The following is a 25,440-nucleotide window of genomic DNA, read 5'->3' as shown; positions in this document are numbered from 1 at the left end:
ATGGTTGAGCCATTTATAAATACATATCTTACAAACTTACATATCTTACATAAAAATATATATATTATGTATCGCAATTAAAATCGCGTATCCCAATTAATTTATATATATATGTAGACACCCGGCGTAAAAAACGTAAGTTTGTAAGTTTTTTCTGAAAAACCGCTTAACCATGCGGTTTGCGGGGGGTCCGCAATGTATGTTTTTGGGTAAGAGTCTTACATAAAAAGGAAGATATTATGAAATTACGACCGTATCAGGAAGAATTAGTGCGAAAAATAAAGCTGTCGATGGTATGTGGTCATCGGCACATCGTTGCCGTACTTGGATGTGGTGGCGGTAAATCCGTCATACAAGCCGCCATTGCGAAATCCGCAACGGATAAGGGCAACCGGGTCCTATTCCTGGTACATCGCCGGGAGCTGTGCGACCAGATAGAACGTACGTTTAGCTCTATGGGTGTCAACATGGCACTCTGCCAGATTGGCATGGTCCAGACGGTAACGCGCCGGATTGCAAAAATACCGGAACCGGCGGTCATCCTGCAGGACGAAGCGCATCATGCGTTATCCCGTACGTACCGGCGTATCTATGACGCGTTTTGTGGCGCCTATCTCCTGGGATTTACGGCGACGCCGCAGCGGATGAATGAAGGCGGATTGGGTGACGTGTTCGACGATCTGATTGAATCTGTCAGCACAGAATGGCTAATCCAGAATCATTACTTGTCGCCCTATGAATATTACGGAGTAACGCTGGCAGATACCAAGGGCCTGCACACCCGGCGCGGTGATTACGTCAAAGAGGAACTGGCAGAGCTGATGGAACAGCACGTCATTTATGGTGATACCGTAAAAAACTGGAAGCGGTATGCCGATGGCAAACAAACTATCGTCTACTGCGCATCCATTGCCGCAAGCAAGGAGACAGCGGCCGCTTTCCGTTCCATCGGTATACAGGCCGTGCATCTGGACGGCGCGACACCGAAACGGGAACGAGAACAGGCGGTGCAGGCATTCCGTGATGGCACCATACAGGTTGTCTGCAACGTGGACCTGTTCGGCGAGGGATTTGATGTGCCGGACTGCGAGGCCGTCGTACTGCTCCGGCCAACGAAATCGCTGACACTACATATACAGCAGTCCATGCGATCCATGCGATTCAAACCGGGGAAAACGGCTATTATCCTGGACCACGTAGGGAACTACCTGCGTCATGGACTCCCGGACGATAAACGGGAATGGACACTAAAGACGAAGAAAAGGAAAACGAAAAACGAAATCCGGGTACGTACCTGTCCGAATTGTTACGCCGTCCTTCGTGCAACGGCAACGAGGTGCTCGCAATGCGGAGCAGAACTGAAACAGACACAAACGGAACAGGACCAGAAAGTAAAAGACATGCTGCTACAGAAAATATCGCACCAGCCATACGACAGTTACCATAAATGCCAGACATGGGACCAGCTGGAGCTGTTCCGCAAGGCGAAAAAATATAAATTCGCCTGGTCATTGCATAAAGCTGTTGAACTACAGATACCAATACCATCGAAATATATGTACATGTTGTACAGAATGGGGATGAGAGCATGACTGAAACGGATATTATGAATCAGATCCGAATGGATGTGTCCGCCGCGGGTAATCTCATATTCCGGGCGAACGTCGGAAAGGTCCGGATGAAAGACGGCCGATGGTTCGATACAGGCCTTCCCAAAGGATTCCCAGATCTGTTCGGAGTCGATACAGCAGGATATATATTTTTTATCGAGGTCAAGGCGCCGTACGGCCGCATCAGGAACGAGCAGAAACGGTTCCTGGATGCCATGACGGCACGAGGCATTCGGGCAGGAGTTGCTCACAACAGTACGGAAGCGCTTGAAATCGTGCGAGGTGAACGCCATGGATATTAGAGATGCATTCCGGGACGTACTGAACGACTGGGACCGGCAGGGTCCGCTATATAACGACAAAGAAACGCAGAGGGCCGTAAAAACGCTTGTCGAACGGGCGGAACATTTCCACAATCCGGAAAACTGGCCTGTCATGGAATATACGGACGATTTTAAACAGTTCCATCCTCGGGATTCGGCCTTATGGGAACAACTGTTCACTCTGGCGGCGCTGAAAAACCAGAACCTGGCTGATGTGTTGTGCTTCCTGCGCGGATCTGGGTGCGAATTGATCCCGGATGCAAAGTATGGATACGCCATCCGCCCGATTATCGGCGGTCATGGATTCAAGTCGCACCGGGAATACGAGGAAATGCGCAAAGGATTGGCACTATACAGTTCAACGTTGGTTGATGTGTTGAAAAAACTCGGGGAGATGAATCATGGATAAGTGGAAACGGAAAGCGGATTTAACCAGATGGGCCAGCAGGTACAGGAAGAAATCCCATTCTGAGGCGGTGGAACCATGAAGCACTGTTATTATTGCGGAAAGCCGATTGCAGGTTTCTGTCATTACGTCGTTCTGTCAGATGGCAAAGAGGTGCCCGTATGCGCCGATGACAGGACTTGCAAACCACGCGGCATGAAAACCTATGGGCACAAGCCCAAAACGTCCAAAAGCGGCAAAATTCGCGCATTAGAAAGGAGTAGAGACAAGTATGCAGGTACGGATTAAGAAATGGTTAGACAATTACGGAAAGGAAGACGTGAAGTTACCACTCATCACAGAGGGAAACGCATGTTTCGATTTTTACGCACCGGAAAAAGTAGTCGTCTATCCGGGAGAAACGGGAGTGTTAGTTGGGACCGGGGTAGCGTTTGAAATCCCAAAAGGTTATCACATGAAGCTGTTCATGCGGTCGAGCTACGGAGCGCATCGGAAATTGAGACAATCCAATTGTGTAGGCATTATAGACGCAAGTTACAGGGGAGAAGTCAAAGGGCTGTTCGACAATGTCGGCGATTTGCCGGAAATCATCGAGAAAGGCGAACGGTTTATGCAGGGACTCATAGAAAAGAACGTTGAAATCGAATTCAAGGAAGTGGATACGCTGACAGAAACACAGCGTGGAAGCGGAGGTTTTGGCAGCACAGGGAGATGATCGCATGAAATTCGGGAAATACCTGCCGCAAGTAAGCCGGTCAGACTGGGGGAACGAACGATACATTTTCCAATTTGAGAACGGCTACGGGGCAAGCGTCATCAGGAACCACCTTTCATACGGAGGGCCGGAAGGATTCTATGAACTGGCAGTCCTGAAGGACGGGAAAATTAATTATAGGACGCCGATAACAAACGACGTGATTGGCTGGCTGGACAAAAACGATGTTGCAGATACACTGAAGCAGATAGAAGAACTATAGGAGGCAGGCATGAGAAACGATTTAGGCGAACTTAATGACATTCTTTTCCAGCGATTGCGTGCGCTCGATAATCCAAACCTGACGGGAGAAAAACTGGACGAAGAAATCCGTAAAACTGATGCGGTTATTGATGTCAGTCAATCCATCATTGCAACGGGAAACCTGGTACTCAAGGCTGCCCTTGCCCGGAGCGACGGTATGTACCGAAAAGACTCCGAAGCGCCGAAGATGCTCATGACAGGAGATGACGACGATGACTAAGATCTGGCGCAAGAACAGCGCCGAGGCTCTGTGGTTGCAAGCTAACTATAAAGGCCGCTGGCCGAAAGACCTCGCCGCTGAGATGACCCAGCGCTTCGGCTACGCCATACCGCCATCCCGGGTGTCGCATTACTTATATCACCTGGGACTTAAGACAGGGGTCGGTGCCCCGCTGCTGTCGAAAGAGCAGTATCAATGGCTTAAAGACCACTGTCATGGCTTGTCTTACGAGGATCAGCAGAAACAGATACTGGAACAGTTCGGGGTCTATATGACGCTTGACCAGGTAAAGAATATGCGTAACCGGTACAAAATGAATTCCGGGCTTACCGGACAATTTAAGAAAGGAAACGTACCATGGAACAAAGGAATGAAAGGATGCTGCACCGGCGGCAGATCTACTCAGTTCCGGCCCGGCCACATGCCACATAATACGAGACCGGAAAATTATGAATCGGTTGATATAGATGGCTATGTGCATATCAAGCCGCCGGGAGAGAAATATATGATACTGAAACACCGGTGGATATGGGAGCAGGCATACGGACCAATTCCGCCTGGGTACTGCCTGATATTTTTAGACAGAAATAAACAGAACTGCTCTCTGAATAATCTGGCATTGATTACGCGGGCCGAACACGCCAGAATGTGCCAAAAACACTTGCAATTCGATAATCCGGAGTACACGAAAGCAGGTATCCAAATTGCGAAACTAATGCTGAAAAAATCAGAACAGAGCAAGAAACGGAGGAGACGAAAATGATATGTGTGGCTTGCAACAAAGAATTCGAATCAAAGAACAATGCAACAATATGTCCCGTCTGTTTCCAACGTATACTCCGCGATATTCAGAAGCCAAAAAACGGTACATGTCCTATATGTGGTATTCCATCCAAAAAGTATAAATATTGTAGTAACCGTTGCTATAACATTGCTCATTCGGTCCTGGCGCGCAAATATTACAAAGCTCACTCTGGGGAAATATTAAAGAAACAAAAAGCCGGGAGAATGCGTAAATATAAACATGGTGACCGGATAGACGCAATCGAACGAATCGGCCGGTTTATTCATATGAGTTACGGCATGACCCGAGCATTGTTACAGCGGCGGGCAGCCAGGGACGGGATATCACTCGATATGGTTATAGCGATTGTGCAACAGGAAAGGAGTATATGACGAATAGACGATGGGATAGCATAATATTTTGAAAGGTGGAAGTAAACGGAACTTAAAGATGCCACATCACAATTAGTGACATTATTGAATGTGAATACGGTAAAAGATATACCGATGCTAAAACAGCACTAAATCAACGAGAAAATATGTTGCTGGCAGAGATGCGAGATGCAACGTTGCCAGAGTTAATGTCCGGAAAAATTAAAACCGGACGGGATATAGAACAGTAGGGTAGGTGAATAGAATGATGAAGCAAGAAGAACTGATTGAGCAATTACGATTAATCCGGTTGATGACAGACCGTCTGTGTAGGGATACCGATGATGCGATATATAAAAATTTCCAGCCTGAGTGGCCTGCACACTGCTGTACGCGTACGGCCGCGATGGATAGGATACGGATACTGCGTGCCGAACTAACCAGACTGAGTAAATTAATAGAGGGGTATAACATATATGATAACTGACGTAGAGGCCAGGCACGCGGCAATGACGATCATTAGATATTGCGTAGAACACACGTGTGATACATGCGCCCTCAGCCATGCGTGCTACAAGCTGAGAGGCGAAGAAATGCCGTGTTTGTGTATTGAGGAGGAAACCATGAAAAATATGACAGCGGGCGAAGAAGAATTACTGTTATATGCTAAAAGAATCAAAATGTATTGTGATTACATGCTAAATGATACCGACGGAGGATGCCAAAACTGCATTTTTAACACGCCACATAAATGCGCATTAATGGCCGGTGAACCGTCAGCAGAACGGTGTCCGGCCGGGTGGTTGGTATAGGAGAATACAGATATGAAAATAGGTGGAGAAACGATTACAGAAGAAGAATTAAAAGATATCCATGACAGATTACTCGCGTATCTCTATTACTTAAATCGAGAAGGTACTGTTGAATCAGCAACAGAGGCGAAAGAGGTATACGACACTACAAAGTTGTTCGCGCGTCTTGTATTACATGGAAATCCTCCTGACGAGGTGGAAGCTTTCTTACATGAGATAGACGAAGCGGCCGGCAACATAGCTTATCACGTAATTAACGGCGGAGGCGAATAACATGATGGCAGAAAGATACATTTTGCAATTTCCACGGGGTATTGCGATTACGATTTTCCCGCATGATATGAGTGAATTCCATCAGTTTGAGTTTTGGGAAGGCTTCAGGGAGCAGATTAAGAAGTCGTTCAGGGATTACACAAAGGGAACAAATCCGGAATACATCGTGGAAGACAAACTTTCGTTTATTAATTTAATCCGGGAACTGAATTTTAAAATATCAGGGAGACAAATTGTAAACGAACACATACGGGAAGAGTTCGACGATAAAAACGAGGTGTATCTGGAAGATATATCAGATACCGACTCAATCGAAGAAATGATTGACGAGGGATTATACCGGTACAAAAAGGACTGGAACCGTTGGAGCGGAGATAAGCACGTTGATGAAATGGTGTGCGCACTCGTCGCCGATGCGATAAAGACCGTAATGGAATACCCAGAGCTGGAAATACAGTCTGCAAAAAAGAGAGGTGAATAGCATGTGGGAAAAAACACCGTGGTGGACATATTCCCTTGATAACGAACTGAGTTTTCTGCCTTTTCAATACGTATCAAAAGAAGATGCGCTAAAAGCGGCGATGGAAGATGCAGAAATAGATGAGACAGAACGGGTATTTATCGGACGGATTAACGAATACATACCCACCGTTGATGCAGCACAGGTTATTGACCAGATACGGCTTGATGAAGCCAATGAGGCGAAAAAAGCAGACACAAAACTCCCATTTGATTTAATTGATAACGCGACTGTTGATGATATCTATGAACTGGAAGAGATGCTTACTAACGCATACAGAAAATGGGAAGACAAGCATGGATACACATCAGGTGTTTATAAAATTACGGATATCGAAGAATTCCAGGCAAGGGCACGCAGAGCAACGAAACTATCAGATTATGAAATGGAATTCGATGGCATAGTGCATGAAACACAACATAGAGAGAAATAACAGGTGATTTGATTGCTGAAAATATTAGAATTGTTTGGCGGAATCGGCAGCCCTAGAGTTGCATTGCGGAATTTAGGTATTCCCGTAAAAGCGATAGATTACGTAGAAATCGACGAAAAAGCAGTGCGTAGCTACAATGCCATATTCAATAGCGAACTTCCATATAAAACGCAGGACGTCCGCGGATGGAACTTAAAGCCTGATATCCTTATTCACGGCAGCCCCTGTCAGGACTTCTCTATTGCAGGGCGTCAAAAAGGGGCAGACCCAGGGAGTGGCACTCGATCGTCGCTCATGTGGGAAACGCTGAATATCGTTAAAAACATGGGATTATGGCGTCCCAAGGTTATTATCTGGGAAAATGTGAAGAATGTAAGAAGTCGCTACATGGTGCATAACCATGAGCGGTACATGGATGAGCTGAAAAAGCTGGGCTACACAAGCAACTTTAGCATGTTGGATGCTAGAGACTTCGGCCTACCTCAAGCCAGACAGCGAATATTCACCATATCGGTGTTGGGCGGTCAAGATTTTGACTTTGATACACTCGAACGGAAGCCGATGCAACCCATTGCTAATTACTTAGAGAGTGGCCAGGTGGACGATTTTTATACCGTCAAGGCGCCCAGCATGTTACGAGCAATCGGGAAAAAAGGAACTATCAAGCGGCTACCTATCATTAAAGATTTCTGCTACACAATCACAGAACGACCAGACAGAGCGCCGGGAAGTGGGTGTTTCCCCATAGGTAATGGAAAATACAGATACTTGACTGAAAAAGAATGTTGGCGGCTACAAGGATACAGCGACGAAGATTTTGAAGCGGCCGCGGGCGTCAACTCCAGACGAGCGCTGTATAAGCAGGCCGGTAACTCAATACCTGTACCAATTTTCGAAAGTATATTTAATGCATTGCTATAAAATACCATGGAGGTGACAACGAATGTATCAAGTACCAATGGATGATGACTTTCAACAAATGCTGGTATCCGCTTTACGCTATGCGTTAACACGCAATAGCTATATTGTAGGACTGACAATCGAATACATAGAGCGGAAGATACCACTTATGGACAAGAAGTATCTGTCTATTATGAGCCGGGACATAGGTGAAGAAAACCGGTTTTATCATAGCTTGTATGCAGATATAGACAAGCGCTGGATACAGCTGAAAGAAAAGATTGATGAAAGACTGAAGGAGGTATAAGCATGATATACGAAGTGCAGAAACCGGAAGACGCGACGTTTGCTACACAGTATGACGGAAGCGTGAGCAGTATTGCAAGAATTATTTATATAGTCTCCGCTAAATGCGGGTATGGAATATCTGTAACCGTTGGTGGCAAGAAAAGTCGCGCTGAATGCAAGCAGAAAGAAGGTAGCCTCACAATTCGCATCGCAGGTGAGGGGTGGTATGGTATTGATGTTGCTCAACTTCTGACGTTATATAGAGACAAGTATTTACTTGCCAGTCCAAAAGGCGTATTTACAATAGCCGGACCAAATGAATTTAACGCGGCGTACGACATCATTGATTCGATGGATGGTTAAACATAATGAAAGATTTGAACTATTTCCAGAAATCGGCTAAAAGGCGAGGTGATACGTATGGACAAAACTAATCTCATCAACGCCATGCATGACGTGCTGTTAGACCACTGCATCACGACGCTGAGAACGAAAAAAGCGGCATTGGCAGGACACAAAGACGATTTCACAGCATTTGATTACGGTGCATATATTGGGGCGAAAAACATGGCCATCACGGTGCTGGAACATATCTCTAGTCAGGAAGAGACGAGAAAGTTTTTAGACAAGATATATGAAGAAGCCAGCAAGCAGGCCGAAGCCAATAGGATTTTAGGCGAAAGTATTCGGCAGTATCCGGAAGCTATGGAACAAAAATGGGTCGAAGCCATCGAAAAAACATCGAACCAGGTTATCTATCTGCCGACCGAAGCATCCGTGCCGATTACTGAAAGTGCTCGCATGGCACAGAAAAGGGGCAAAGAATGATAAAAACATACACTGCTGTGGAAATGAAAACATATAGTGAACTACGAGAAATGGCCTATGTTATGGAACAAATCAAGGAAGCGGCTGACCGGGGAGAATTCGATACCAGGATTGCGCTGGGTGGACGCCGTGAAAAAAAAATAAAGATACTAAAAGACTTGGGATATGAGGTTACGCCAACGGATCATTGCGACCCATATATCGTCAGTTGGAAATAGAAAGGAGTATATAGTATGGGATATGCCGCACGAGCAAAGAAGCGATTCAACAAACAGCCACATCCGTTATTAGGCGGCGGAATCGAAAGTGATGTATATCGGGGATTGAAAGGCCGGCATAGTGTCCGCTCGCTGGAAGATCAGGAGCAATTCAATAAATATCTGGCTACGATAAAAGACCAGATAACGGCGCAGGCACTGGATTATATGATCGTGATCGTTATGAATGCCTTACATGATGAATTCGGGTTCGGAGTCAAGCGGTGCCAGCAGGCGTTCGATAAAATCAACCGGATAGCGTCGTGCGTCAACGTAACAGTTTCATGGGACGAACTGACACGGTTTATGGCCTGTGACTTCGACGAACGAAAATACGAAAAGCTATACGGCCCGCGGTCTCAATATGATGCGGAAGAAGCTGACAAGAAGATGCGCCGCATCATACGGCTGGTAGCAACGGACGATTTATATCAGCGGCTGGATACAGTAGCCGAAAAGAAAGGCATGACGGTCAATCAGCTTGCTATTAAAGCGTTGGCAAATGTCGCAGCGGGAGAGTGGGAGCCATGAAAAATTACTATAAACCTGGCGAGTGTATTACTCGCCAAATGACACCAGAAGAAATGGAAGCGGACCGAAAGGAGCAGGCGGCCAGACGCCGGAAATTCCCCTGGCGCTACAAAGGCGCACAGGCCGAACATGACTGCAACGATTACTGCATCGAGCAGAAATATCTAAGTGTTACGGGGAAACGGAGGAAATCGAAATGAGCCAACGGAAAACCTATTATGTTGTGACAGATGCGTACGGGCATACGGTGGCAGTTACAAATAAGCTGAAGCGGGTAGCCGTTTTCATGGACGGACATCCGTTTGGTCCGGATATTACGGTCATTAGGTATACCTGTGACACGGCAGACGGGTCGGTCGTCCATTGTGAGGTGATACTTGATGAGTAAAGCATGCGTTGTTTGTGGCGCGTCCGCTATGCCAAATAGCAATCTATGTGAGCGATGCGAGAACGAAATCGCACGGCGTATCTGGAATCCCATACCCGGCAGATGCCCGGTATGCGGTTCCCGTGTACGAGGACGCAAAAAATACTGCGGCCAGGTATGCTATCATATTGGGAGTAATATTCGTCAGAAAGAAGCGTATTATCGGCAGGCAAAACAACAGCGAAAAGTTCATTCTGGTTCCAGACTAGACGAGCATATTCGCAAATCCCGTGAGCTTGGCATTTCTTACGGTATGTATATGGCAAAACTAAGAGGTGATAGCGTATGACATTAATGGTTTTTATGCTAATTGCCGGCGCGCTGTTTGCCGTCTGGTCGGCCGCAACGATATGGCTGGTATTTACCATTCGTGATTTTATGAGACACAGGGGGTGATAATATGACAGAACCAGTTCATCATCCAGACCATTATACATGGCGTGGCGAAGAATGCTTGACGATTATTAGCGCTATGACCGATGGCTCGGACGGTTATGAAGGATACTGTATTGGTAATATTATTAAATATCTGTACCGGTATCCGCGGAAAGGCGACATGGTACAAGACCTGGAAAAAGCAAGAGAATATATGGATATGCTCATCCGGTATTTCAAGGGGGACGATGAATGACAGCTACAGAATATCTGGAATCCATCCGTCGACTGGATGTACGGCTCCGGATGAAGGAAAAGGAACGTGCCTGTGTCGAGCAGGATATATGTTCTATCCAGGCTATTGACTATAGCAAGGACCACGTCAGTGGAACGCATACCGCCGATATTGCCGATAAGATTGCACGTCTTGATGATATCATAGCTGAAATCGAGCGGGAGTGGGACGAACTCATTAACCGGCGCGCAGTAGCGAGGCGGCTGATACGGACCATGCCGGATGGCATCGGGCAGGAACTGCTGATTGCTGTCTACGTCCGTGGTCGGGATATCCACGAGGTAGCAGACGATATGCATGTGTCCCGGTCTCAGTTCTATCGTATGCGTATGGCGGCTATCCAGGAGTTCACTCCGTATTATCATAAGTTGGGACAAATTGGGACTCCATGAGACGCGGAAACGTAGTATAATATAAACTAGGAAAAGATGAAAAATGAAACGCCTCCGTTTTTCTCTACCTATAAGGACATCCAATCGGATGTCCTTTTTTATATCCATCGCAGGGAGGTGATGACCATGGCAATGCCCCGGAAAGAATTCGATAAAGAACAGTTCGAAAAGCTCTGTCAGATGTTCTGTACAGAAAAAGAAATCTGTTCGTGGTTTGGAACCAGTGATAAGACGTTAAGCAACTGGTGCAAACGTACATATGGAAAAACATTCTCCGAAACTTACAAAGAAAAACGAGAAGGCGGGAAGGCCAGTCTCAGGCGTATACAGCTCCACCTGGCGGAGAAATCGGCGGCTATGGCCATTTTCCTCGGCAAGAACTATCTGGGCCAGTCGGACGCTGATACGCACAAACAGGCAGTAGATAAGGCTAATATCGAACTGCGTAAACGGGAAGTCGAGGCGAAAGAGTTCTAATGGCACAGTCATGGGCGGTACAATTCTACAAATCAGAAGCGTGGCGCGCACTGCGACGGGCTCTCATTCAGGAGCGCGGGACGGTATGTCCTGTCTGCCATAAGGATTATCTGTTCGACACCTCGAAGCTCATCGCGCATCATATCAAGGAACTAACACCGGACACGGTACACGATGCGTCTATTGCCCTTAATCCTGATAACGTCGAGCTCATCTGCTTCGACTGCCACAATGCCGCTCATAAGCGGTTTGGCAAGGGCGTCCATCGTATATATATAGTGTATGGTCCGCCATGCAGCGGCAAAACAACGTTGGTTCGGCAGATGATGCATCGCGGCGACCTCGTCGTCGATATGGACCTGTTATATCAGGCGGTGTCTGGGTGTGCGTTATATGATAAGCCGGATCAGTTAAAGGCTAATGTATTCGGCATTCGCAGACTGCTGTATGACCAGATTGCCAGGCGTGTCGGGCACTGGGGTGACGCCTACATCATCGGTGGGTTTCCGCATCAGCTGGAGCGGGACGAACTGGCAGTACGGTTAGGAGCCGAATGTATCTTGTGCTATGAGCCATATGATATATGTATCCTCAATGCTAAACGAGCGCGGGGAACACTGGCAGGCGAATGGGCTGGGTATATCCAGCGGTGGTTCGATGAATTCGATGGACCGCCCCCCGGGTCAGAAGAAAAATCGCAAAAAATCTGAACCGTGGAGGGAACTCTTTTTTCATCTGTACCAAAATTTTGACTTTTCTGATGACGTTTTGAAAATGGAGGCAAGATTGATGGAAATAGGAGAAGAGTACGAGAGAATCAAAAAACTTTTCGATGGCGTAGATGAAAATCAGCTGGCGCTGGTAGATGGAGCGATTGCAGAAGCGGCCCGTTTACGTGTCGAACTGGACCGGCTCCATGAAATTGTAGATAAAACTGGTCTGGTAAAAATAGATCCAAATAATCCGCTACGCCAGAAAGAACTGCCCGTATCTCGGATGCTCCCAAAGGTGCGGGCGAATTATACGAATATTATTTTTAAACTGGCTGGTATTCTCGGCCGGTCAGTTGAGGATGAAGACCTTGGACTTGACGAGTACGAATGAGTTATATACAGGAATACTACGAAAAAATCAAATCGGGAGATATCATTGCCGGGCGATATATTAAGGCAGAGCTAAACCTGCTTATGAATAATATACATAACAACGACGTGCGCATGGATTACGATGCATCGAATAAACGTATTGCTTTCATTGAGCACGAATTGCGACATGGCCAGGCGCCGTTTGCAGGTAAGCCGTTTAAACTTGAATTATTTCAGAAGGCCATCATTGAGGCGATTTTCGCGCCACATATCTATGACGAAGAACTTAGGCGGTGGGTGCGTAAATATCAGGATGTGCTGTTAATAGAAGCCAGAAAAAATGGTAAGACGCCACTGGCGTCAGCGATATCATTAGCTGAATGGGTGTGCGGTCCAATGGGCGGCAATATTTTGTTCGGATCTAACGATTTTGACCAGGCCGACCTGCTGTTCCAAAACACGAACGACATGCGCGAAGAATCGCCGAAACTGTCGCGGTGTACCCATAAGAATCAGAAAGGTATATTCTGGGGAAATCAGAGGCAGAAGCATGCGCGGGGAAAATTCAGCCGACAGAATAAAGGAACCATTAAAAAACTGTCGGCCCGGCAGAGCGCCAAGGAAGGGAAGAATATTTCCATCGGGGTCGTCGATGAAGTCCATGAAATGCAGGATAATACGCTGGTCATGCCTATCCGTCAGGCTTTGTCTACACAAGACGAGCCGCTTTATATTGAAATTACGACAGAAGGATTTACAGAAGATGGATATCTTGATGAACGATTGCGGCTTGCAAGACAGGTATTAACGGGCGACGTCGATATGCCCAGATGGCTGATATTCCTATATCAGCAGGATACCGAGATGGAAGTGTTCCAGGACGAACAGTCCTGGTATAAAGCGAATCCCGGGTTGGGAACAATTAAGAAATGGTCCTTCCTTCGTCAGATGGTCGATGAAGCTCGGACGAACCGGAAGACGCGGGCTTTCGTGCTGGCCAAGGATTTCAATATCAAACAGAGCGTTGCGGCGGCATGGCTTGATACGGCTACTATCCAGAATGAACAGACATTCGAGCCGGAAGAAATCGACGAACAGTATTATATCGGCTCCCTTGATTTCGCTGAAACGACCGATTTGTGCAGCGCCAAGGCGTTGTTCGTTGATCCGTGGACGCGGAAGAAACGAACGCTGTCCATGTATTTCATTCCGGAAATCAAGGCAAGTGCACTGGATACCGACAGCGAGCAGGCACTCAATCCGGAAAAACGTGATTACCGGGAATGGGCGCGTCAGGGTCTTGTTACTATCTGCCCGGGGTCGGAAGTCGATGCAAGAATGGTCGCCGATTGGTTCCTGTCGCTGTATGAACAATATCACGCTATACCGTTTAAAATCGGATACGACAACTGGCACGCTAAGGACTTCAAGAAAATCATCGGTGAATATTTCGGTGAGGAAGTCCTTGAGCGTATCATTATGGACTATTTGTCTTTGTCGAATCCCATGTCTGCATTAGAAAGCGACCTCAAACGTAAAACGTTAAACTATAATAACAACCCTATCGATAAATGGTGTTTGTCTAATACGGCATTTAAAATGAACAATCTCAGCCAGATGATGCCGGTTAAGGTATACGGCCAGTCAAAGAACCGCATTGACGGGGCGCTGGGATTTATTATTGCCTATGCCGCTTACGGACGATTTAAATCAGAATATCACGAACAACAGAAATTGATTATTCCGGAACCCGCAGGAGGTGACATCCGGTGCTGAAATTTTTTTCTACCCTGTTAACTAAATACCAGAAACACCGGAACGATCAACTCATGACATCCATCTATACCGGAAATATCGCAGTCATGAAACAATTCGGCAGGGATATCTACTTATCGGATCTTGTGAATAACTGCATCAACCGCGTAGCGAAAGAAGTAGGGAAAATCAAAATCGTATCCGTTATTGACACGAATGATGCGGTACAGCCACAGAATGATGATATTTCCCGTTTGTTCCGGTTCCGGCCGAACCCGTTGCAGACCACCAAGGATTTCCTGGAATGTGTGCAATGGCTAAAAATGAAGACCCGTCACTGCTGGATTTTCCCGGAATGGTACGAAATCACGGACAATAAAGGGGCTGTGCATCGTTATTATACAGCTATGTATCCACTGAATCCGCAGAGCGTCGAGATGGGGCCGGTAGACGATGGTACATGGTACGTCAAATTCTGGTGGCATGACGGGACGACGGATACGGTTCCGCTGGGAGACCTTATCCATCTCTGTTGGCGGCGCGGTACGAATACGATTCTTTGCGGCGGCGATGATTTAGGTCTTGCTGACGACAGGGATACCCTGCAGACGCTGTCTGTGCTTGATGAGGCGAAACAGGGTGTTGCAAAGAGCATTATTAGTGCATTGCAGATACGCGGGGTGCTTATCAACAAGACGGTTATCGCCAACGATAAATTGCAGAAATCCATGGAAGACTTTGAATCTCATATCCATCAGTCAAAAAGCGGCGTCGTGGCCATGGATCTGGCTGGCGAATATGTGCCGATTAATAATGCCGTTCCGGTCATCCCGGAAACAACGCTTAATTTTCTGAAATCGGATATCCGTGAAAAATATGGCATATCTGAGGCGGTTTTGTCCGGTGATTATACCGGCGACCAGCAGGACGCGTTTTATCAGTCTTGTGTCGAGGAATCCATTATAGAAATCGAACAGGCGTTCTCAGCGGCGCTATTTACGCAACGGGAACAGGACGTGGGGCACCGCGTACGGTGTTATTATAATCAGCTGAGTCACCTGTCAACGAATGGGAAGATCGAGCTGGCTAAAATCGCTCATGATACCGGTGTTCTGACGCTGAATCAGATAGGCGCGATGTTCGGTATGCCACCGTTCGAGGGTGGCGACCGTCGTCTGCAGAGTCTGAATTACGTCAATCAGAATCTTGTTGATAGCTATCAGTTGTATTTGAATACTAAAGGGGGAGAAAAACCAGATGGCAAATCCAAAGATTGATGAACTGAAGAAAAAGGCGTTTGAATGGCGCTGGTTCGGAATCGAGAACCTGAGAGCCGAAATCCGTTCAGGCGGCGATGGCGAGCCAGGTGAACGGATTATTGATGGTCATGCCGCTGTATATAACCGGCAGACGGATATTGGAGACTGGTTCCATGAAATTATTGAGCCGGGGGCATTTGATGGTTGTGACCTGACGGACGTACCGTTTATTGTTAATCACGACTCCCGTAAGATTCCGCTGGCGCGGAGTCGCAATAATAACGGAAACAGCACGCTGACACTTACTATTGATAACGTTGGTTTGGCATTTACCGCATCCGTCGATACTGAGAATAATCCAGAAGCACGTCAGCTCTATTCCGCTATTCAGCGCGGCGACATTGACGGAATGAGTTATTGTTTCCGTATCCAGGAAGACCGCTGGACCGACCTGGACCAGGATATGCCGACACGGCACATCCTTAAAATTTCGAAAGTGTTTGAAATAAGCGCGGTTACATTCCCCGCTTATAAAGATACCGACATCAACGCGCGGTCCGAACAGATGGTACTGGAAAGTGCCAGAGAAGCGCTGGAGAGCGCCAGGGCCAAAGCAGGGCTGGACAGCCGGGCCAATGAATCGCTGGATAGCGAACTGCGTGATGCATATAAATTGAAGAATCGTATTTTAGCAGGAGGGTATACACATGGATTTTAAACAGAAAATCACTGAATTAGAGCAGCGCATGGCAGAGCTTGTGAAACGCTCGGAAGCGTCGGAAGATGTAAACGAACTTCGCTCGATTAATCACGACATCCAGGCATGCCGCGAACAGATTGATACGCTGAGAAGTGCACAGGCAGAAGTACAGGCCGCTGAAGAACGTGCCGCTAAACAGCCGGAACCGGTCGTTGATGACCGTACTGCAGCTGTGAACGAAGAAGCCGAAAAACGCGCCAACGTTCCGGCAGGAGCTATGAAAGCTCCTGTTTCCAACGAACAGCGTGAACAGGATGCGCGGGCGGAAATGGAACAGCGCGGTGCCAACCTTAAACAGCGCGGTACGGTTGTCCGTTTTGCCGCAGAAGGTCTGTTCCCGCATGAAAAACGTTCCATCCTGACGTCTACACCGACGATTATCGTTCCTACATTCGACAGCTCTACAATCAACGAAGGATTTAATACCGTGTCGTCCTTGGTGGACCGTGTAAAACATGTCAACCTCAATGGCGGCGAATCGTATGAAGAACCGTATCGCATCGATATCCCCGATGGGGCATATACGGCTGAAGGGGCTGCGGCATCTGATACGGATGTAACGTTCGGTAAGGCTGCTATGACGAAATCGAAGATTACTGCATACAGCGAAATTTCCCGTGAAATGCTGAAACTGCCGAACGCCGATTATGCTGGTTATGTACAGAATGCTATCCGCACCTCTATCCGTGCGAAGATGACGAAAGAAATCCTGCTCGGCAGCGGTGCGACCAACTCCTTCGTCGGCATCTTCTCCAACAAGGCCACAGCTATCGACCCGAATACGGATCTTACGCTGCCTGGCATTGATGATACGACGCTTGACCAGATTATCTTTAACTACGGCGGCAAGGAAGACGTCGAAGATGCGGCTGTCCTCATCCTGAACAAGCTCGACCTTCTGGCATTTGCTTCCGTTCGTACGTCCACAAAACAGAAATTCTACGATATCAAGAGCCAGGGCAATACGGGCACTATCAACGGTATTCCGTACATTATCAACAGTGCCTGCAACCAGCTGACTGACTCTACTAAGAAGACGGCCGATTACTGCATGGCTTACGGTTCTCTCTCGAATTACACTATCGCAACGTTTGCCGACATCGAAGTTGCTCAGTCCGACCAGTATAAGTTCAAGGAAGGCATGATCTGCAACCGTGGCGATGTTTATGCTGGCGGTAACGTTACCGTTTATAACGGCTTCCTCCGTATCAAACGGAAAGCAACAACTTAGAAAGGAGGTGACGGCAGGTGGCTGATTCAACATTTCCAGCAGATGATCTGAAACGTCTGCTCCATATCGACAGCAATGAAGAATTGCAGAACGCGCAGGACCTGCAAGCGGCGGCTGAAATTTACTTGAGCAATGCAGGCGTAGAAAAAGATTATAACAACGCCCTGTATCGGCAGGTAATCATCAGTTATGTTGCTAAAATGATGGATCAGCCCGACCTGCTGACCAACCTTTCTGAAAATACAGGGCTGATGCTCAATGGGTTCATCCATCAGCTGCGGCTGAGCCAGACGGCAGGTGACACGCCATGAACTATAATAGCTATGGCGAATTACGGTCGGGCGATTTGAACCGGCGCATTACGATTCTGTCGTATCCAGAACAGGATGATGGCCAGGGCGGTACCTATATTGATCGCGGCCATCCTGTACAGGTAACGGTCTGGGCGTATATGGCTAAACCACATTTCGCTGAACAGACATCGGGAGGCGGGCCGGCATCTATCATCACGCAGGGATTTGTTATCCGTAAACGTGTCGTTAATGCCAATGATATTGTTACATACGAGGGACAGCGGTACAAAATCCTGCATATTGATATGTCCGGTACGCGAAATATGACGCTTACCTGTCAGGCGGTGGTGCATAATGGCTAAATCGTTCTGGGTCTCGACGAACATCACGGCCGAGGTCAAAAAAGCACTGGGAGATATCACGAAATACGACGCTGCTACCCGGCAACGCCTTGATGGTGTCATTCGCGACATGACAGGGCGTGTGTTCGAGGGCGCCGTATCCCGTGTACCAAAGAAAACCGGAAAACTGGCCGGTAGCATCAAACAGGAATTCCGGACAACACCGCACGGCCTGCAGGGCTACGTTAAGGCCATGGACCACATCGCCCATATCATTGAATTCGGTGCAGCCGGGTCGGTTGTAATCCCGACACGGAAAAAGGCCCTGCATCCGGGAGCAGAAGGATGGTTCGCGGCACATGCCATTATTCCGCAACGGGCGGCGCATCCGTTCATGAAACCAGCAATGGACGCCGTACGGCCAGAGCTGGAACGTGCTGTCAAGGAGGCAGTAGGCCATGATAAGTAGAATCCCGTTCAACGAAATACAAAAAGGGTTATATCAGCTCCTGCACAAGGGGCAGACGATTCCTGTCTATGACAGCATCCCTGATGGTACGGAAATCATGCCGTATATCTGGCTGGGCGAATTCCACGGCGCCCCGGCCGAAGAAAACAAAACGGTCGTAATGCATCAGGTGTCGCAACAGCTCCATATCTGGAGTGCCCAGAAGGGCAAAAAAGAAGTAAATAGTATTATGAACGACGTCGTTACCCTGCTGACGAAATATCAGCTATCCATGGATGGCTTCCGGCAGGTGGGAACGGCGATCATCTCTCTCTATCAGACGACCGGGGAACTCTATGAGAATGGCGATAAGGCCTATCATGGTGTTATCCAGGTCGAATATCTCGTAGAACAGTTGAATTAGGAGGTAGAATATGGCATTAACAGAGGAACAAATCAGCAACCTTCCCGTAATGGACGATAACATCAAAGCCGTCGCCGGGAAAGATACTCTGCTTCTGATTGGTAAATCTACCGATCAGAACGAATTCTTACTGCTGGGCGGCCAGCGTAACAACCCGCTTTCCCGTAAGGCCGATAGCATCGACGCCACTAGCAAGGACAGTGGGGACTTTTCTGACAAACTGCCCGGTATGCTGTCGTGGTCGATGAGTTACGAAGGATTATTCATCCTGAATGATAACGCATATGAAATCGTTGATTACTGCTACACACACCGTAAGCCTGTTTTCATCCGTCAGGAATATCCGGACGGCTCGTATCGTACCGGCTGGGCAACGATTACCCAGCTTGATGAAGACCATAGCTATAACGGCGTGTCGACGCTGAAAATTACGCTGGAAGGCAAGGGCGCTATCAGCGACGTACAGACAGTCGGCACGCCGACTATCGCATCGCCGACGATTACCTTTAGTTCTGCCAGCGCAAAAGACGCTACGGTCAATATTACGCCAACGAACGCATTCCCGCGTTCTATTGCAACGAGCGATGGCGATCAGCTGACACAGGATGTGGATTACACATATAGTAAGGGCACACTGACAATCAAAAAAGAATATTTGACAAAGAAGAAAGCGGCATTTACGCTTAATGTTAAGCTGACCGCCGATGTAGAAGTAGCGGTAAAAGCCACCGTTTCTGCATAAAAAACAAAATGATAAGGACGTCTATATGACGTCCTTATTTTATTATAGGAAGGAAGATATCCATGAAAGAACAGATTACGATACAGATAAAAGATAAGCAGTATCCGTTATATTTAACGATTGGCGACCTGCGTATGCTTGAACGCGGTATCGGCCATTCCGTATTATCTATCATGTCAGGCAATACGGTAGATGATGCAGTATCTTATATCATGACCGATGAACTAGTAGAACTTATCCGCTGGGGCATTCATGACGACAAACACGGCAAGCGCACTGATGACGAATGCTACGATTTTCTGCAGGCGTACTGCGACAGCGGTCATAATTACGATGAAGCTACCGCGCTCTTTATCAGAGCGGTGTGGAATACAGGCTTGTTCGTTCCGCTTCCGGGGCTGAAACCAAAAAACGCCAGAATGGCGGAACAGAAAAAGTAGTACGTTCCGCCACAGAATGGATTGAAACGGTTGAGCCAATTGCATACGGCCCGTTGGCACTTAGCCCGGACGGATTCGCCGCATTGCAGGTTGGCGAATTCAATAAACTGCTGGCCGGTTATATGCGGCGTCGGCAGGAAACCGACCGTCGGCAGTCGTATTTTACGGCCTGCTTGATGAGTGCACTGTCTACGGCACCGGTCAAGCCAGATGATATTTATTACGGACTGCATCCGGAAGAGAAACCAGACCTTGCCAGCGAACGGGACGAATTTTTAAAGGCGATGGGAATGCCGGTTATGAAAAAGGGGGACAGGCAGTAAATGTCTACGATAGCAGACTTATTAATTAAAATCGGGGCGGACAGTTCTGGACTGTCCTCTGAACTGAATAAATCAAAAGACACGATAAACAACACGTTCAGTGTCAGCCCGGTAAAAGAATTTTCAGGAAGCATCGATGATGTTACCGGTAAAGTCATCGGACTTACGTCTAGCTTTACGAAACTGGCTGGCTTTGCCGCTGGTGGTTTTGGCCTGAATGCTGTTGTCCAGAGCGCCGTAAATGCCGGTGAGGCAGTATATGAACTCAGCCAGAAATATCAGATAAGCGCCGGTCAGGCAACGGAAATGAGCCGTATTATGAGCCTTACGGGCGGCGACGTGAACACGGCGGCATCGGCCATCATGCGGTTCGATAAGACACTGACAGCATCAGGTGAAGCAGGTGAAAAGGCACGCGCCATTATGAGCCAGATGGGGCTGTCGATGACAGATGCTAACGGCCGGCTGAAGCCGATGAATGAACAGCTGTCTGAACTGGCACGGGGATATAACCGGGCAAGGGAAGCTGGTCAGGGCCAGGAATTCGTTATGAATACTCTCGGTGTCCGCGGCATGGCGCTGACGAAAACGCTGATTGAATACAACGAGGCGAAAGAACGGGCGTCTCATATCCAGTCTATTGGTCTTGATGTAAATCAAATGCATCAAGCCTATATGGATATGAAAGAAGTCAATATGCAGTTCAGCCAGCTCGGTATTGTGACCGGGGCGGCACTGGCACCACTGGTATCAGAATTACTTCCGTCCGTTGAAAAGGACCTTGCGGGTGTCGCCGGGTGGATACGAAACAATAAAGAGCTGGTCAGTGGTACGATCGTAGAAATTACGAAGCTAGCAGTGGCGTATGAGGCGATGAAAGTCGCCCGTAAGGCGATTAATACCGGCAAGGAAATTTACGATAAAGTACAAGGCACGCTAAAGCCATCTGCTGATACAGGCGAGGAAGAACGGTTGTCCCGCGAACAGGAACGGATTATCAAGAAATCCCAGGCCGACGCAGAAAAGATGTACGCCGCAAGGCGGCGGGAAGCAATCTGCACGGCTAAGCAGGAAAACCTATCAGCGCAGGAAATGCAGGCATTCCTGACGGAAAAATTCACGCAGATAGGGCAGGAGGCCGCTATTACGTCGGAACGCATCCGCACAGAAATGACGGCGGCGTTCCAGCAGGCAAATATTGCGGCCCAGGAGGCCGCAACCGGCGTGCAGGAAGCAAACGCCCGGATGCTGGCCAGCAATGCAAATGTCAGCGAATCAGAAATGCAGACTGGAACGGCGGCACAGGAATCGGCGGCCGTCAAGCAGGAAGCGAATGCCATTAAGATGGCATCTAACGAGGAAGTTATTGCCAACAACGCGGGTGTCAGTGAATCAGAAGCGCAGACCGGCGTTTCGGCGCAGGAAGGTGCGGCCTTAAAAGAAGAGGCCAGTGCGGCTAAAATCGCCAGCAATGAAAGCGTTATGGCAAGCAACGCCGAACTGGGTGCGACAGAAGTTGCCGCCGGTGAAAAATCCGTAGCCGCCAGTACCATGGCTGCTAGTGGTTTGGCTCAGGTAGAGGGGAAGGCGAAAGATACTGCTAAGGCGCATGTCGTTGCTGGAACCGAGGCAGTAAAAACTGGTGCGAAAACCGTAGGGGCAGCGGCCCAGGGATTCGGCGCTATCGGCAAAGTCACGTCTGCGCTGTCTATGATGGCCGGCGGCTGGATGGGTGTAGCACTGGCCTTGTCTTATGCTGCGTACTGGGCATTTAAATACTTTAATGCGAAATATGAAGCGGCGAAAAATAATACCTGGACTGGTGATGACGGCTATACTTATATCAGTAAAGGCGGCGAGATTTATCGTTATATTAAAGAAAACGAAAATCCCGTTGTAGACCCGATGGGTCTTGGTGATGTGGGTAATGGCGGGGCAACACTGGAAAGAGTCGATAAGAGCGATTCTGCGTACGCAGCGGCTTATTCGGGACTAAGCCAGCAAGAAGGCAGTGAAGTCTATAATTACGAACAGGCAAAAAAGGCTGCAGAAGAAGCGAAAGCCAAAGAGGATGAAGTAAATGAAAAAATTAAAGCCGCATTTAACCTCGGCGATTTAGGCGGCGGGTCTGGTGGCAGTGGAAAATCTGGCAGCTCGAAGTCTTCTGCATCAACAGCGGCATCGACCGTTACCAGGTATTCCTTTGAAGACGACCCGGAATTAGCACAATGGGCTAACCAAATCGAATACGCAGCCAATTATCATGGAATCGACCCGCGATTATTGGCGGCCGTTATCAAAAGGGAAAGCCATGGGCGGACAGGTCCGGGCAATGACTGGTCGTCAGATTATGCACATTACGGACTTGCCCAGATATCGCAGGATATTGCTGATACGTATAATGGCGGTCAGGGTTATGGCGAAGGTTCGGACCCGAATCAGAATATACTGGCGGCTGCGGCGTATTTAGCCGATTTATACAATACGTATGGCGACGTATCGCAAACGATATCTGCATATAACGCCGGTCATCCCACTGGCAGTAATCAGGCATATGTAAATGACGTCATGGGTTACATGAGTGCCATGACGGCAACGCAGGTCTCTGGGTCGTCCACGGCTAACACACAGCCTGTAGCGTATGATATCCCGGTCGGCGAATATGTCGCTTATCGGGCAATGAGTGATTATTATGACGGCGAACAGTGGCGTGGTGAGTTAGGTAATGATGTTGACGGCTGGTGTGATGATTTTACTCATGATTTGTATGAACGTGTGTTTTCGTCACTAGGCCGTCAAAATCCATTCGCTGGTGGTGGTGTCGTTAACGATGAGGATTTCAAAGCTCTCGGTGCGTATCACGAAGGTAACCTGGATGCTGTCCGTGGTGCTTTACAGCCCGGCGATCTGGTAGACACACCGGGGCATGTCGGCGTCTATATCGGCAATGGCATGGTCCGGTCCCGACAGTCGTCTGCTGGTGTCCATGACCTGTCACTGGATGAATTCAATTCGACGTTTGGCGGCATCCAGGGCTATGGATCAATAGCAGAAGCGTCTGGCAATATGCAGGTAACATCAACGCTGGTCGGGAAAACGGCATCTAATAAAGCCGCGGCGGAAGCGGCACGGAAACTGGCTAAGGCAAAACAAGATTACGCTGATATTGTTACAGGACTGCAGGCGGCACTGAACACAGAATCGGGCACAGAATACGAATCAGGCCTTGCTAAAGTACAGAAAGTCGTTGCGGATCAGATGAAAAAAATTCGTGCCGTCGATAATGTCGGTGGCGTCGATACGTCGTATGCCAAAGAATTGCTGAAACAGTATCGCACAGCCGAACTTGATAAAGTGAACCAGAAGCTGATACAGAATCAGCAGAAATTAAAGGATGAAACGGCTAAAATAAATGCTGAAGTAAAAGGTGATTATACTGCGCTGTATGACGCCGAATTAAAGGCGGCTGTTGAACGGCTGGAGAAAGAAAAGCAGGAGCGGTTCAAGGCCGTTGCTCAGCACAAGAACGATATCGAAGCTATGAAAGCCGTTGAAGAATGGTATACGGCTGAAGTAAGCAAACTAACCCAGAAACGGGAACAGGAACGGGCACAGGAATTTGATAAGGCCGTGCAGTCTGCTATATCGAATCGGAACATGTCGGAATTCAATCAGTTGTTTACCGGACAGAAGTTGAAACAGGGCCTCGCTGGTATCGACTGGGAAGGAAAAGGAAAGGCGATGACAGAGTTCTACAGCCTGTGGAAAGATGCGAATATTTCAACAATGGATATCGCGTCTGAAGCCGCAAGTTCTCTAGAATCAGGTCTATCGAATGTATTTTCTGACCTGGGCAGTAACATCGAAAATGTCGGAAAACTAGCTGAGAACATGGGCAAGGTCATTCTGACGACGATTACCAGTATTGTGGCGAAATGGTCGGCCGCAAAGATTACTATGGGCTTACTGGGCGGATTTATGGGCATAGGCGCAAGTTCAGCCGGATGGAATTATTCGAGCGGATACGGTAGCTGGTATTCCGGCAAGGGACTTCCGGAAATACCTAAATTTGCAGACGGTAGCTGGTATTCCGGCAAGGGACTTCCGAAAATACCTAAATTGGCAGACGGTGGTCGCGTTACAGCCCCAACGTTGGCCATGATTGGTGAGGGACGAGACGAAGAAGGTATTTTCCCGCTTAATAGCGATACTTATTCCCGTATTGCCAGTGGCATCGTAGCGGCCCGTGGAGGCGGTGGGAATGCTCCCGTTGTCAATATTATTAATAACAGCAGTAGTCAGGTCAGCGTTAAGGATAGTCATTACGACAACAATCTGCGTCGCTGGGTGCTGAACGCTGTTGTTGAAGACGTCAATAATAACGTCGATGGCTCTGCGACTAACCTGAAAGCCGCGCTGGGGGTGAAATAAATGAATGTTTTTCCATTGGATGAAATACCGAAACCACTGGTTCAGTCGGCATCCAACATCGGCAATACGCATGTCGAAACCATATCGCCTAGTACGATATCAACGGAAACCGATGGCGGATACAAACAGACGCGTCCGCGGAATACGCGGATGAAATCGACGTGGACGTATTCGTGGGCTAATCTGACCGATGTTCAGTACCAGACGCTTCGTACGTTCTATAAATCCGTCGGTACGGCTGATATGTTTACATTTACTGATTATTCATTAGGCGAATCGCATACCGTGCGGTTCGCCGGTGACTGGTCGGGGCAGTATTACCATCCCACCGGATGGTCCGTAACACTGCAGTTCGAGGAGGTGTAAAT

36 protein-coding genes are annotated in these 25,440 nt (G+C 48.1%); all 36 read left to right on the top strand.

Features of this window, described 5'->3' with window-relative positions:
• Window positions 1–239 precede the first annotated feature (239 nt).
• Complete coding sequence (locus B4H10_RS06130) at window positions 240–1,592, top strand: DEAD/DEAH box helicase (protein ID WP_292018423.1); 1,353 nt, start codon at window positions 240–242, stop codon at window positions 1,590–1,592.
• Entirely contained in the window at window positions 1,589–1,912 is a 324-nt protein-coding gene (locus tag B4H10_RS06125; RefSeq protein ID WP_292018422.1) for a VRR-NUC domain-containing protein, read from the top strand. Before B4H10_RS06130 ends, B4H10_RS06125 begins: the two co-directional genes overlap by 4 nt.
• Window positions 1,902–2,342 (top strand): hypothetical protein, encoded by a 441-nt coding sequence (locus B4H10_RS06120; RefSeq protein WP_292018421.1) that lies wholly within the window; start codon window positions 1,902–1,904, stop codon window positions 2,340–2,342. Before B4H10_RS06125 ends, B4H10_RS06120 begins: the two co-directional genes overlap by 11 nt.
• 268 nt (window positions 2,343–2,610) lie before the next feature.
• Window positions 2,611–3,054 carry a dUTP diphosphatase gene (gene dut, locus B4H10_RS06115; RefSeq protein ID WP_292018420.1) on the top strand — a complete coding sequence of 148 codons (444 nt, stop codon included), beginning with the start codon at window positions 2,611–2,613 and terminating at the stop codon, window positions 3,052–3,054.
• A gap of 4 nt (window positions 3,055–3,058) precedes the next feature.
• Window positions 3,059–3,316 (top strand): hypothetical protein, encoded by a 258-nt coding sequence (locus tag B4H10_RS06110; RefSeq protein WP_292018419.1) that lies wholly within the window; start codon window positions 3,059–3,061, stop codon window positions 3,314–3,316.
• 9 nt (window positions 3,317–3,325) lie between these two features.
• Window positions 3,326–3,577: a hypothetical protein gene (locus B4H10_RS06105; protein ID WP_292018418.1), complete on the top strand. Its 252-nt coding sequence runs from the start codon at window positions 3,326–3,328 to the stop codon at window positions 3,575–3,577.
• The gene (locus B4H10_RS06100) at window positions 3,570–4,340 is read left to right on the top strand and encodes an HNH endonuclease signature motif containing protein (RefSeq protein ID WP_292018417.1); all 771 of its coding nucleotides are present in this window, start codon (window positions 3,570–3,572) and stop codon (window positions 4,338–4,340) included. Before B4H10_RS06105 ends, B4H10_RS06100 begins: the two co-directional genes overlap by 8 nt.
• Window positions 4,341–5,556: 1,216 nt before the next feature.
• Window positions 5,557–5,817: a hypothetical protein gene (locus B4H10_RS06095; protein ID WP_292018416.1), complete on the top strand. Its 261-nt coding sequence runs from the start codon at window positions 5,557–5,559 to the stop codon at window positions 5,815–5,817.
• A gap of 1 nt (window position 5,818) precedes the next feature.
• Window positions 5,819–6,298, top strand: a complete 480-nt coding sequence (locus tag B4H10_RS06090; RefSeq protein ID WP_292018415.1) for a hypothetical protein — start codon at window positions 5,819–5,821, stop codon at window positions 6,296–6,298.
• A gap of 1 nt (window position 6,299) precedes the next feature.
• A complete protein-coding gene (locus B4H10_RS06085) occupies window positions 6,300–6,770 on the top strand; it encodes a hypothetical protein (RefSeq protein WP_292018414.1) in 471 nt (156 codons plus the stop codon).
• Between the two features lie 12 nt (window positions 6,771–6,782).
• Window positions 6,783–7,691: a DNA cytosine methyltransferase gene (locus tag B4H10_RS06080; RefSeq protein WP_292018413.1), complete on the top strand. Its 909-nt coding sequence runs from the start codon at window positions 6,783–6,785 to the stop codon at window positions 7,689–7,691.
• A 22-nt stretch (window positions 7,692–7,713) separates the two neighbouring features.
• Window positions 7,714–7,977 carry a hypothetical protein gene (locus tag B4H10_RS06075; protein WP_292018412.1) on the top strand — a complete coding sequence of 88 codons (264 nt, stop codon included), beginning with the start codon at window positions 7,714–7,716 and terminating at the stop codon, window positions 7,975–7,977.
• Between the two features lie 2 nt (window positions 7,978–7,979).
• A complete protein-coding gene (locus B4H10_RS06070; RefSeq protein WP_292018411.1) occupies window positions 7,980–8,321 on the top strand; it encodes a hypothetical protein in 342 nt (113 codons plus the stop codon).
• Between the two features lie 57 nt (window positions 8,322–8,378).
• Window positions 8,379–8,786 (top strand): hypothetical protein, encoded by a 408-nt coding sequence (locus tag B4H10_RS06065; RefSeq protein ID WP_292018410.1) that lies wholly within the window; start codon window positions 8,379–8,381, stop codon window positions 8,784–8,786.
• On the top strand, window positions 8,783–9,004 hold the full coding sequence (locus B4H10_RS06060; RefSeq protein WP_292018409.1) for a hypothetical protein: 222 nt from the start codon (window positions 8,783–8,785) through the stop codon (window positions 9,002–9,004). Before B4H10_RS06065 ends, B4H10_RS06060 begins: the two co-directional genes overlap by 4 nt.
• 15 nt (window positions 9,005–9,019) lie before the next feature.
• The gene (locus tag B4H10_RS06055) at window positions 9,020–9,574 is read left to right on the top strand and encodes a hypothetical protein (RefSeq protein ID WP_292018408.1); all 555 of its coding nucleotides are present in this window, start codon (window positions 9,020–9,022) and stop codon (window positions 9,572–9,574) included.
• Window positions 9,571–9,774 carry a hypothetical protein gene (locus B4H10_RS06050; protein WP_113855909.1) on the top strand — a complete coding sequence of 68 codons (204 nt, stop codon included), beginning with the start codon at window positions 9,571–9,573 and terminating at the stop codon, window positions 9,772–9,774. Before B4H10_RS06055 ends, B4H10_RS06050 begins: the two co-directional genes overlap by 4 nt.
• Window positions 9,771–9,962, top strand: a complete 192-nt coding sequence (locus B4H10_RS06045; RefSeq protein WP_292018407.1) for a hypothetical protein — start codon at window positions 9,771–9,773, stop codon at window positions 9,960–9,962. Before B4H10_RS06050 ends, B4H10_RS06045 begins: the two co-directional genes overlap by 4 nt.
• Before the next feature lie 439 nt (window positions 9,963–10,401).
• Window positions 10,402–10,632: a DUF3310 domain-containing protein gene (locus B4H10_RS06040; RefSeq protein WP_113855912.1), complete on the top strand. Its 231-nt coding sequence runs from the start codon at window positions 10,402–10,404 to the stop codon at window positions 10,630–10,632.
• A complete protein-coding gene (locus tag B4H10_RS06035) occupies window positions 10,629–11,063 on the top strand; it encodes a DUF1492 domain-containing protein (RefSeq protein ID WP_292018406.1) in 435 nt (144 codons plus the stop codon). Before B4H10_RS06040 ends, B4H10_RS06035 begins: the two co-directional genes overlap by 4 nt.
• A 126-nt stretch (window positions 11,064–11,189) precedes the next feature.
• Window positions 11,190–11,540, top strand: coding sequence for a hypothetical protein (locus B4H10_RS06030; RefSeq protein WP_292018405.1), 351 nt, complete (start codon window positions 11,190–11,192; stop codon window positions 11,538–11,540).
• Window positions 11,540–12,250: an HNH endonuclease gene (locus B4H10_RS06025; protein WP_292018404.1), complete on the top strand. Its 711-nt coding sequence runs from the start codon at window positions 11,540–11,542 to the stop codon at window positions 12,248–12,250. The genes B4H10_RS06030 and B4H10_RS06025 overlap by 1 nt, the downstream gene beginning before the upstream one ends.
• 79 nt (window positions 12,251–12,329) lie before the next feature.
• A complete protein-coding gene (locus tag B4H10_RS06020) occupies window positions 12,330–12,644 on the top strand; it encodes a hypothetical protein (RefSeq protein ID WP_292018403.1) in 315 nt (104 codons plus the stop codon).
• Window positions 12,641–14,401, top strand: a complete 1,761-nt coding sequence (locus tag B4H10_RS06015; protein WP_292018402.1) for a terminase large subunit — start codon at window positions 12,641–12,643, stop codon at window positions 14,399–14,401. Before B4H10_RS06020 ends, B4H10_RS06015 begins: the two co-directional genes overlap by 4 nt.
• Entirely contained in the window at window positions 14,395–15,657 is a 1,263-nt protein-coding gene (locus tag B4H10_RS06010) for a phage portal protein (RefSeq protein ID WP_292018401.1), read from the top strand. The genes B4H10_RS06015 and B4H10_RS06010 overlap by 7 nt, the downstream gene beginning before the upstream one ends.
• On the top strand, window positions 15,638–16,357 hold the full coding sequence (locus B4H10_RS06005; protein ID WP_292018400.1) for an HK97 family phage prohead protease: 720 nt from the start codon (window positions 15,638–15,640) through the stop codon (window positions 16,355–16,357). The genes B4H10_RS06010 and B4H10_RS06005 overlap by 20 nt, the downstream gene beginning before the upstream one ends.
• Window positions 16,347–17,630, top strand: coding sequence for a phage major capsid protein (locus tag B4H10_RS06000; protein WP_292018399.1), 1,284 nt, complete (start codon window positions 16,347–16,349; stop codon window positions 17,628–17,630). The genes B4H10_RS06005 and B4H10_RS06000 overlap by 11 nt, the downstream gene beginning before the upstream one ends.
• Before the next feature lie 17 nt (window positions 17,631–17,647).
• The gene (locus B4H10_RS05995; RefSeq protein ID WP_292018398.1) at window positions 17,648–17,941 is read left to right on the top strand and encodes a head-tail connector protein; all 294 of its coding nucleotides are present in this window, start codon (window positions 17,648–17,650) and stop codon (window positions 17,939–17,941) included.
• A complete protein-coding gene (locus tag B4H10_RS05990) occupies window positions 17,938–18,285 on the top strand; it encodes a phage head closure protein (RefSeq protein ID WP_292018397.1) in 348 nt (115 codons plus the stop codon). Before B4H10_RS05995 ends, B4H10_RS05990 begins: the two co-directional genes overlap by 4 nt.
• Complete coding sequence (locus B4H10_RS05985; RefSeq protein ID WP_292018396.1) at window positions 18,278–18,733, top strand: hypothetical protein; 456 nt, start codon at window positions 18,278–18,280, stop codon at window positions 18,731–18,733. The genes B4H10_RS05990 and B4H10_RS05985 overlap by 8 nt, the downstream gene beginning before the upstream one ends.
• A complete protein-coding gene (locus B4H10_RS05980; protein ID WP_292018395.1) occupies window positions 18,723–19,136 on the top strand; it encodes a DUF3168 domain-containing protein in 414 nt (137 codons plus the stop codon). Before B4H10_RS05985 ends, B4H10_RS05980 begins: the two co-directional genes overlap by 11 nt.
• A 10-nt stretch (window positions 19,137–19,146) precedes the next feature.
• On the top strand, window positions 19,147–19,878 hold the full coding sequence (locus B4H10_RS05975; protein WP_292018394.1) for a phage tail tube protein: 732 nt from the start codon (window positions 19,147–19,149) through the stop codon (window positions 19,876–19,878).
• A gap of 62 nt (window positions 19,879–19,940) precedes the next feature.
• Window positions 19,941–20,318 carry a hypothetical protein gene (locus B4H10_RS05970; protein WP_113855926.1) on the top strand — a complete coding sequence of 126 codons (378 nt, stop codon included), beginning with the start codon at window positions 19,941–19,943 and terminating at the stop codon, window positions 20,316–20,318.
• Window positions 20,243–20,641, top strand: a complete 399-nt coding sequence (locus B4H10_RS05965; RefSeq protein ID WP_162816251.1) for a hypothetical protein — start codon at window positions 20,243–20,245, stop codon at window positions 20,639–20,641. The genes B4H10_RS05970 and B4H10_RS05965 overlap by 76 nt, the downstream gene beginning before the upstream one ends.
• On the top strand, window positions 20,642–25,072 hold the full coding sequence (locus tag B4H10_RS05960; protein ID WP_292018393.1) for a transglycosylase SLT domain-containing protein: 4,431 nt from the start codon (window positions 20,642–20,644) through the stop codon (window positions 25,070–25,072).
• On the top strand, window positions 25,073–25,438 hold the full coding sequence (locus B4H10_RS05955) for a hypothetical protein (RefSeq protein ID WP_292018392.1): 366 nt from the start codon (window positions 25,073–25,075) through the stop codon (window positions 25,436–25,438).
• The last annotated feature ends 2 nt before the right edge of the window (window positions 25,439–25,440 follow it).

Origin of the sequence: Megasphaera sp. UBA4382 (genome assembly GCF_002391155.1) — a bacterium.
GTDB lineage: Bacteria > Bacillota > Negativicutes > Veillonellales > Megasphaeraceae > Megasphaera > Megasphaera hexanoica.
This window is presented reverse-complemented; position numbering and strand designations above follow the sequence as displayed.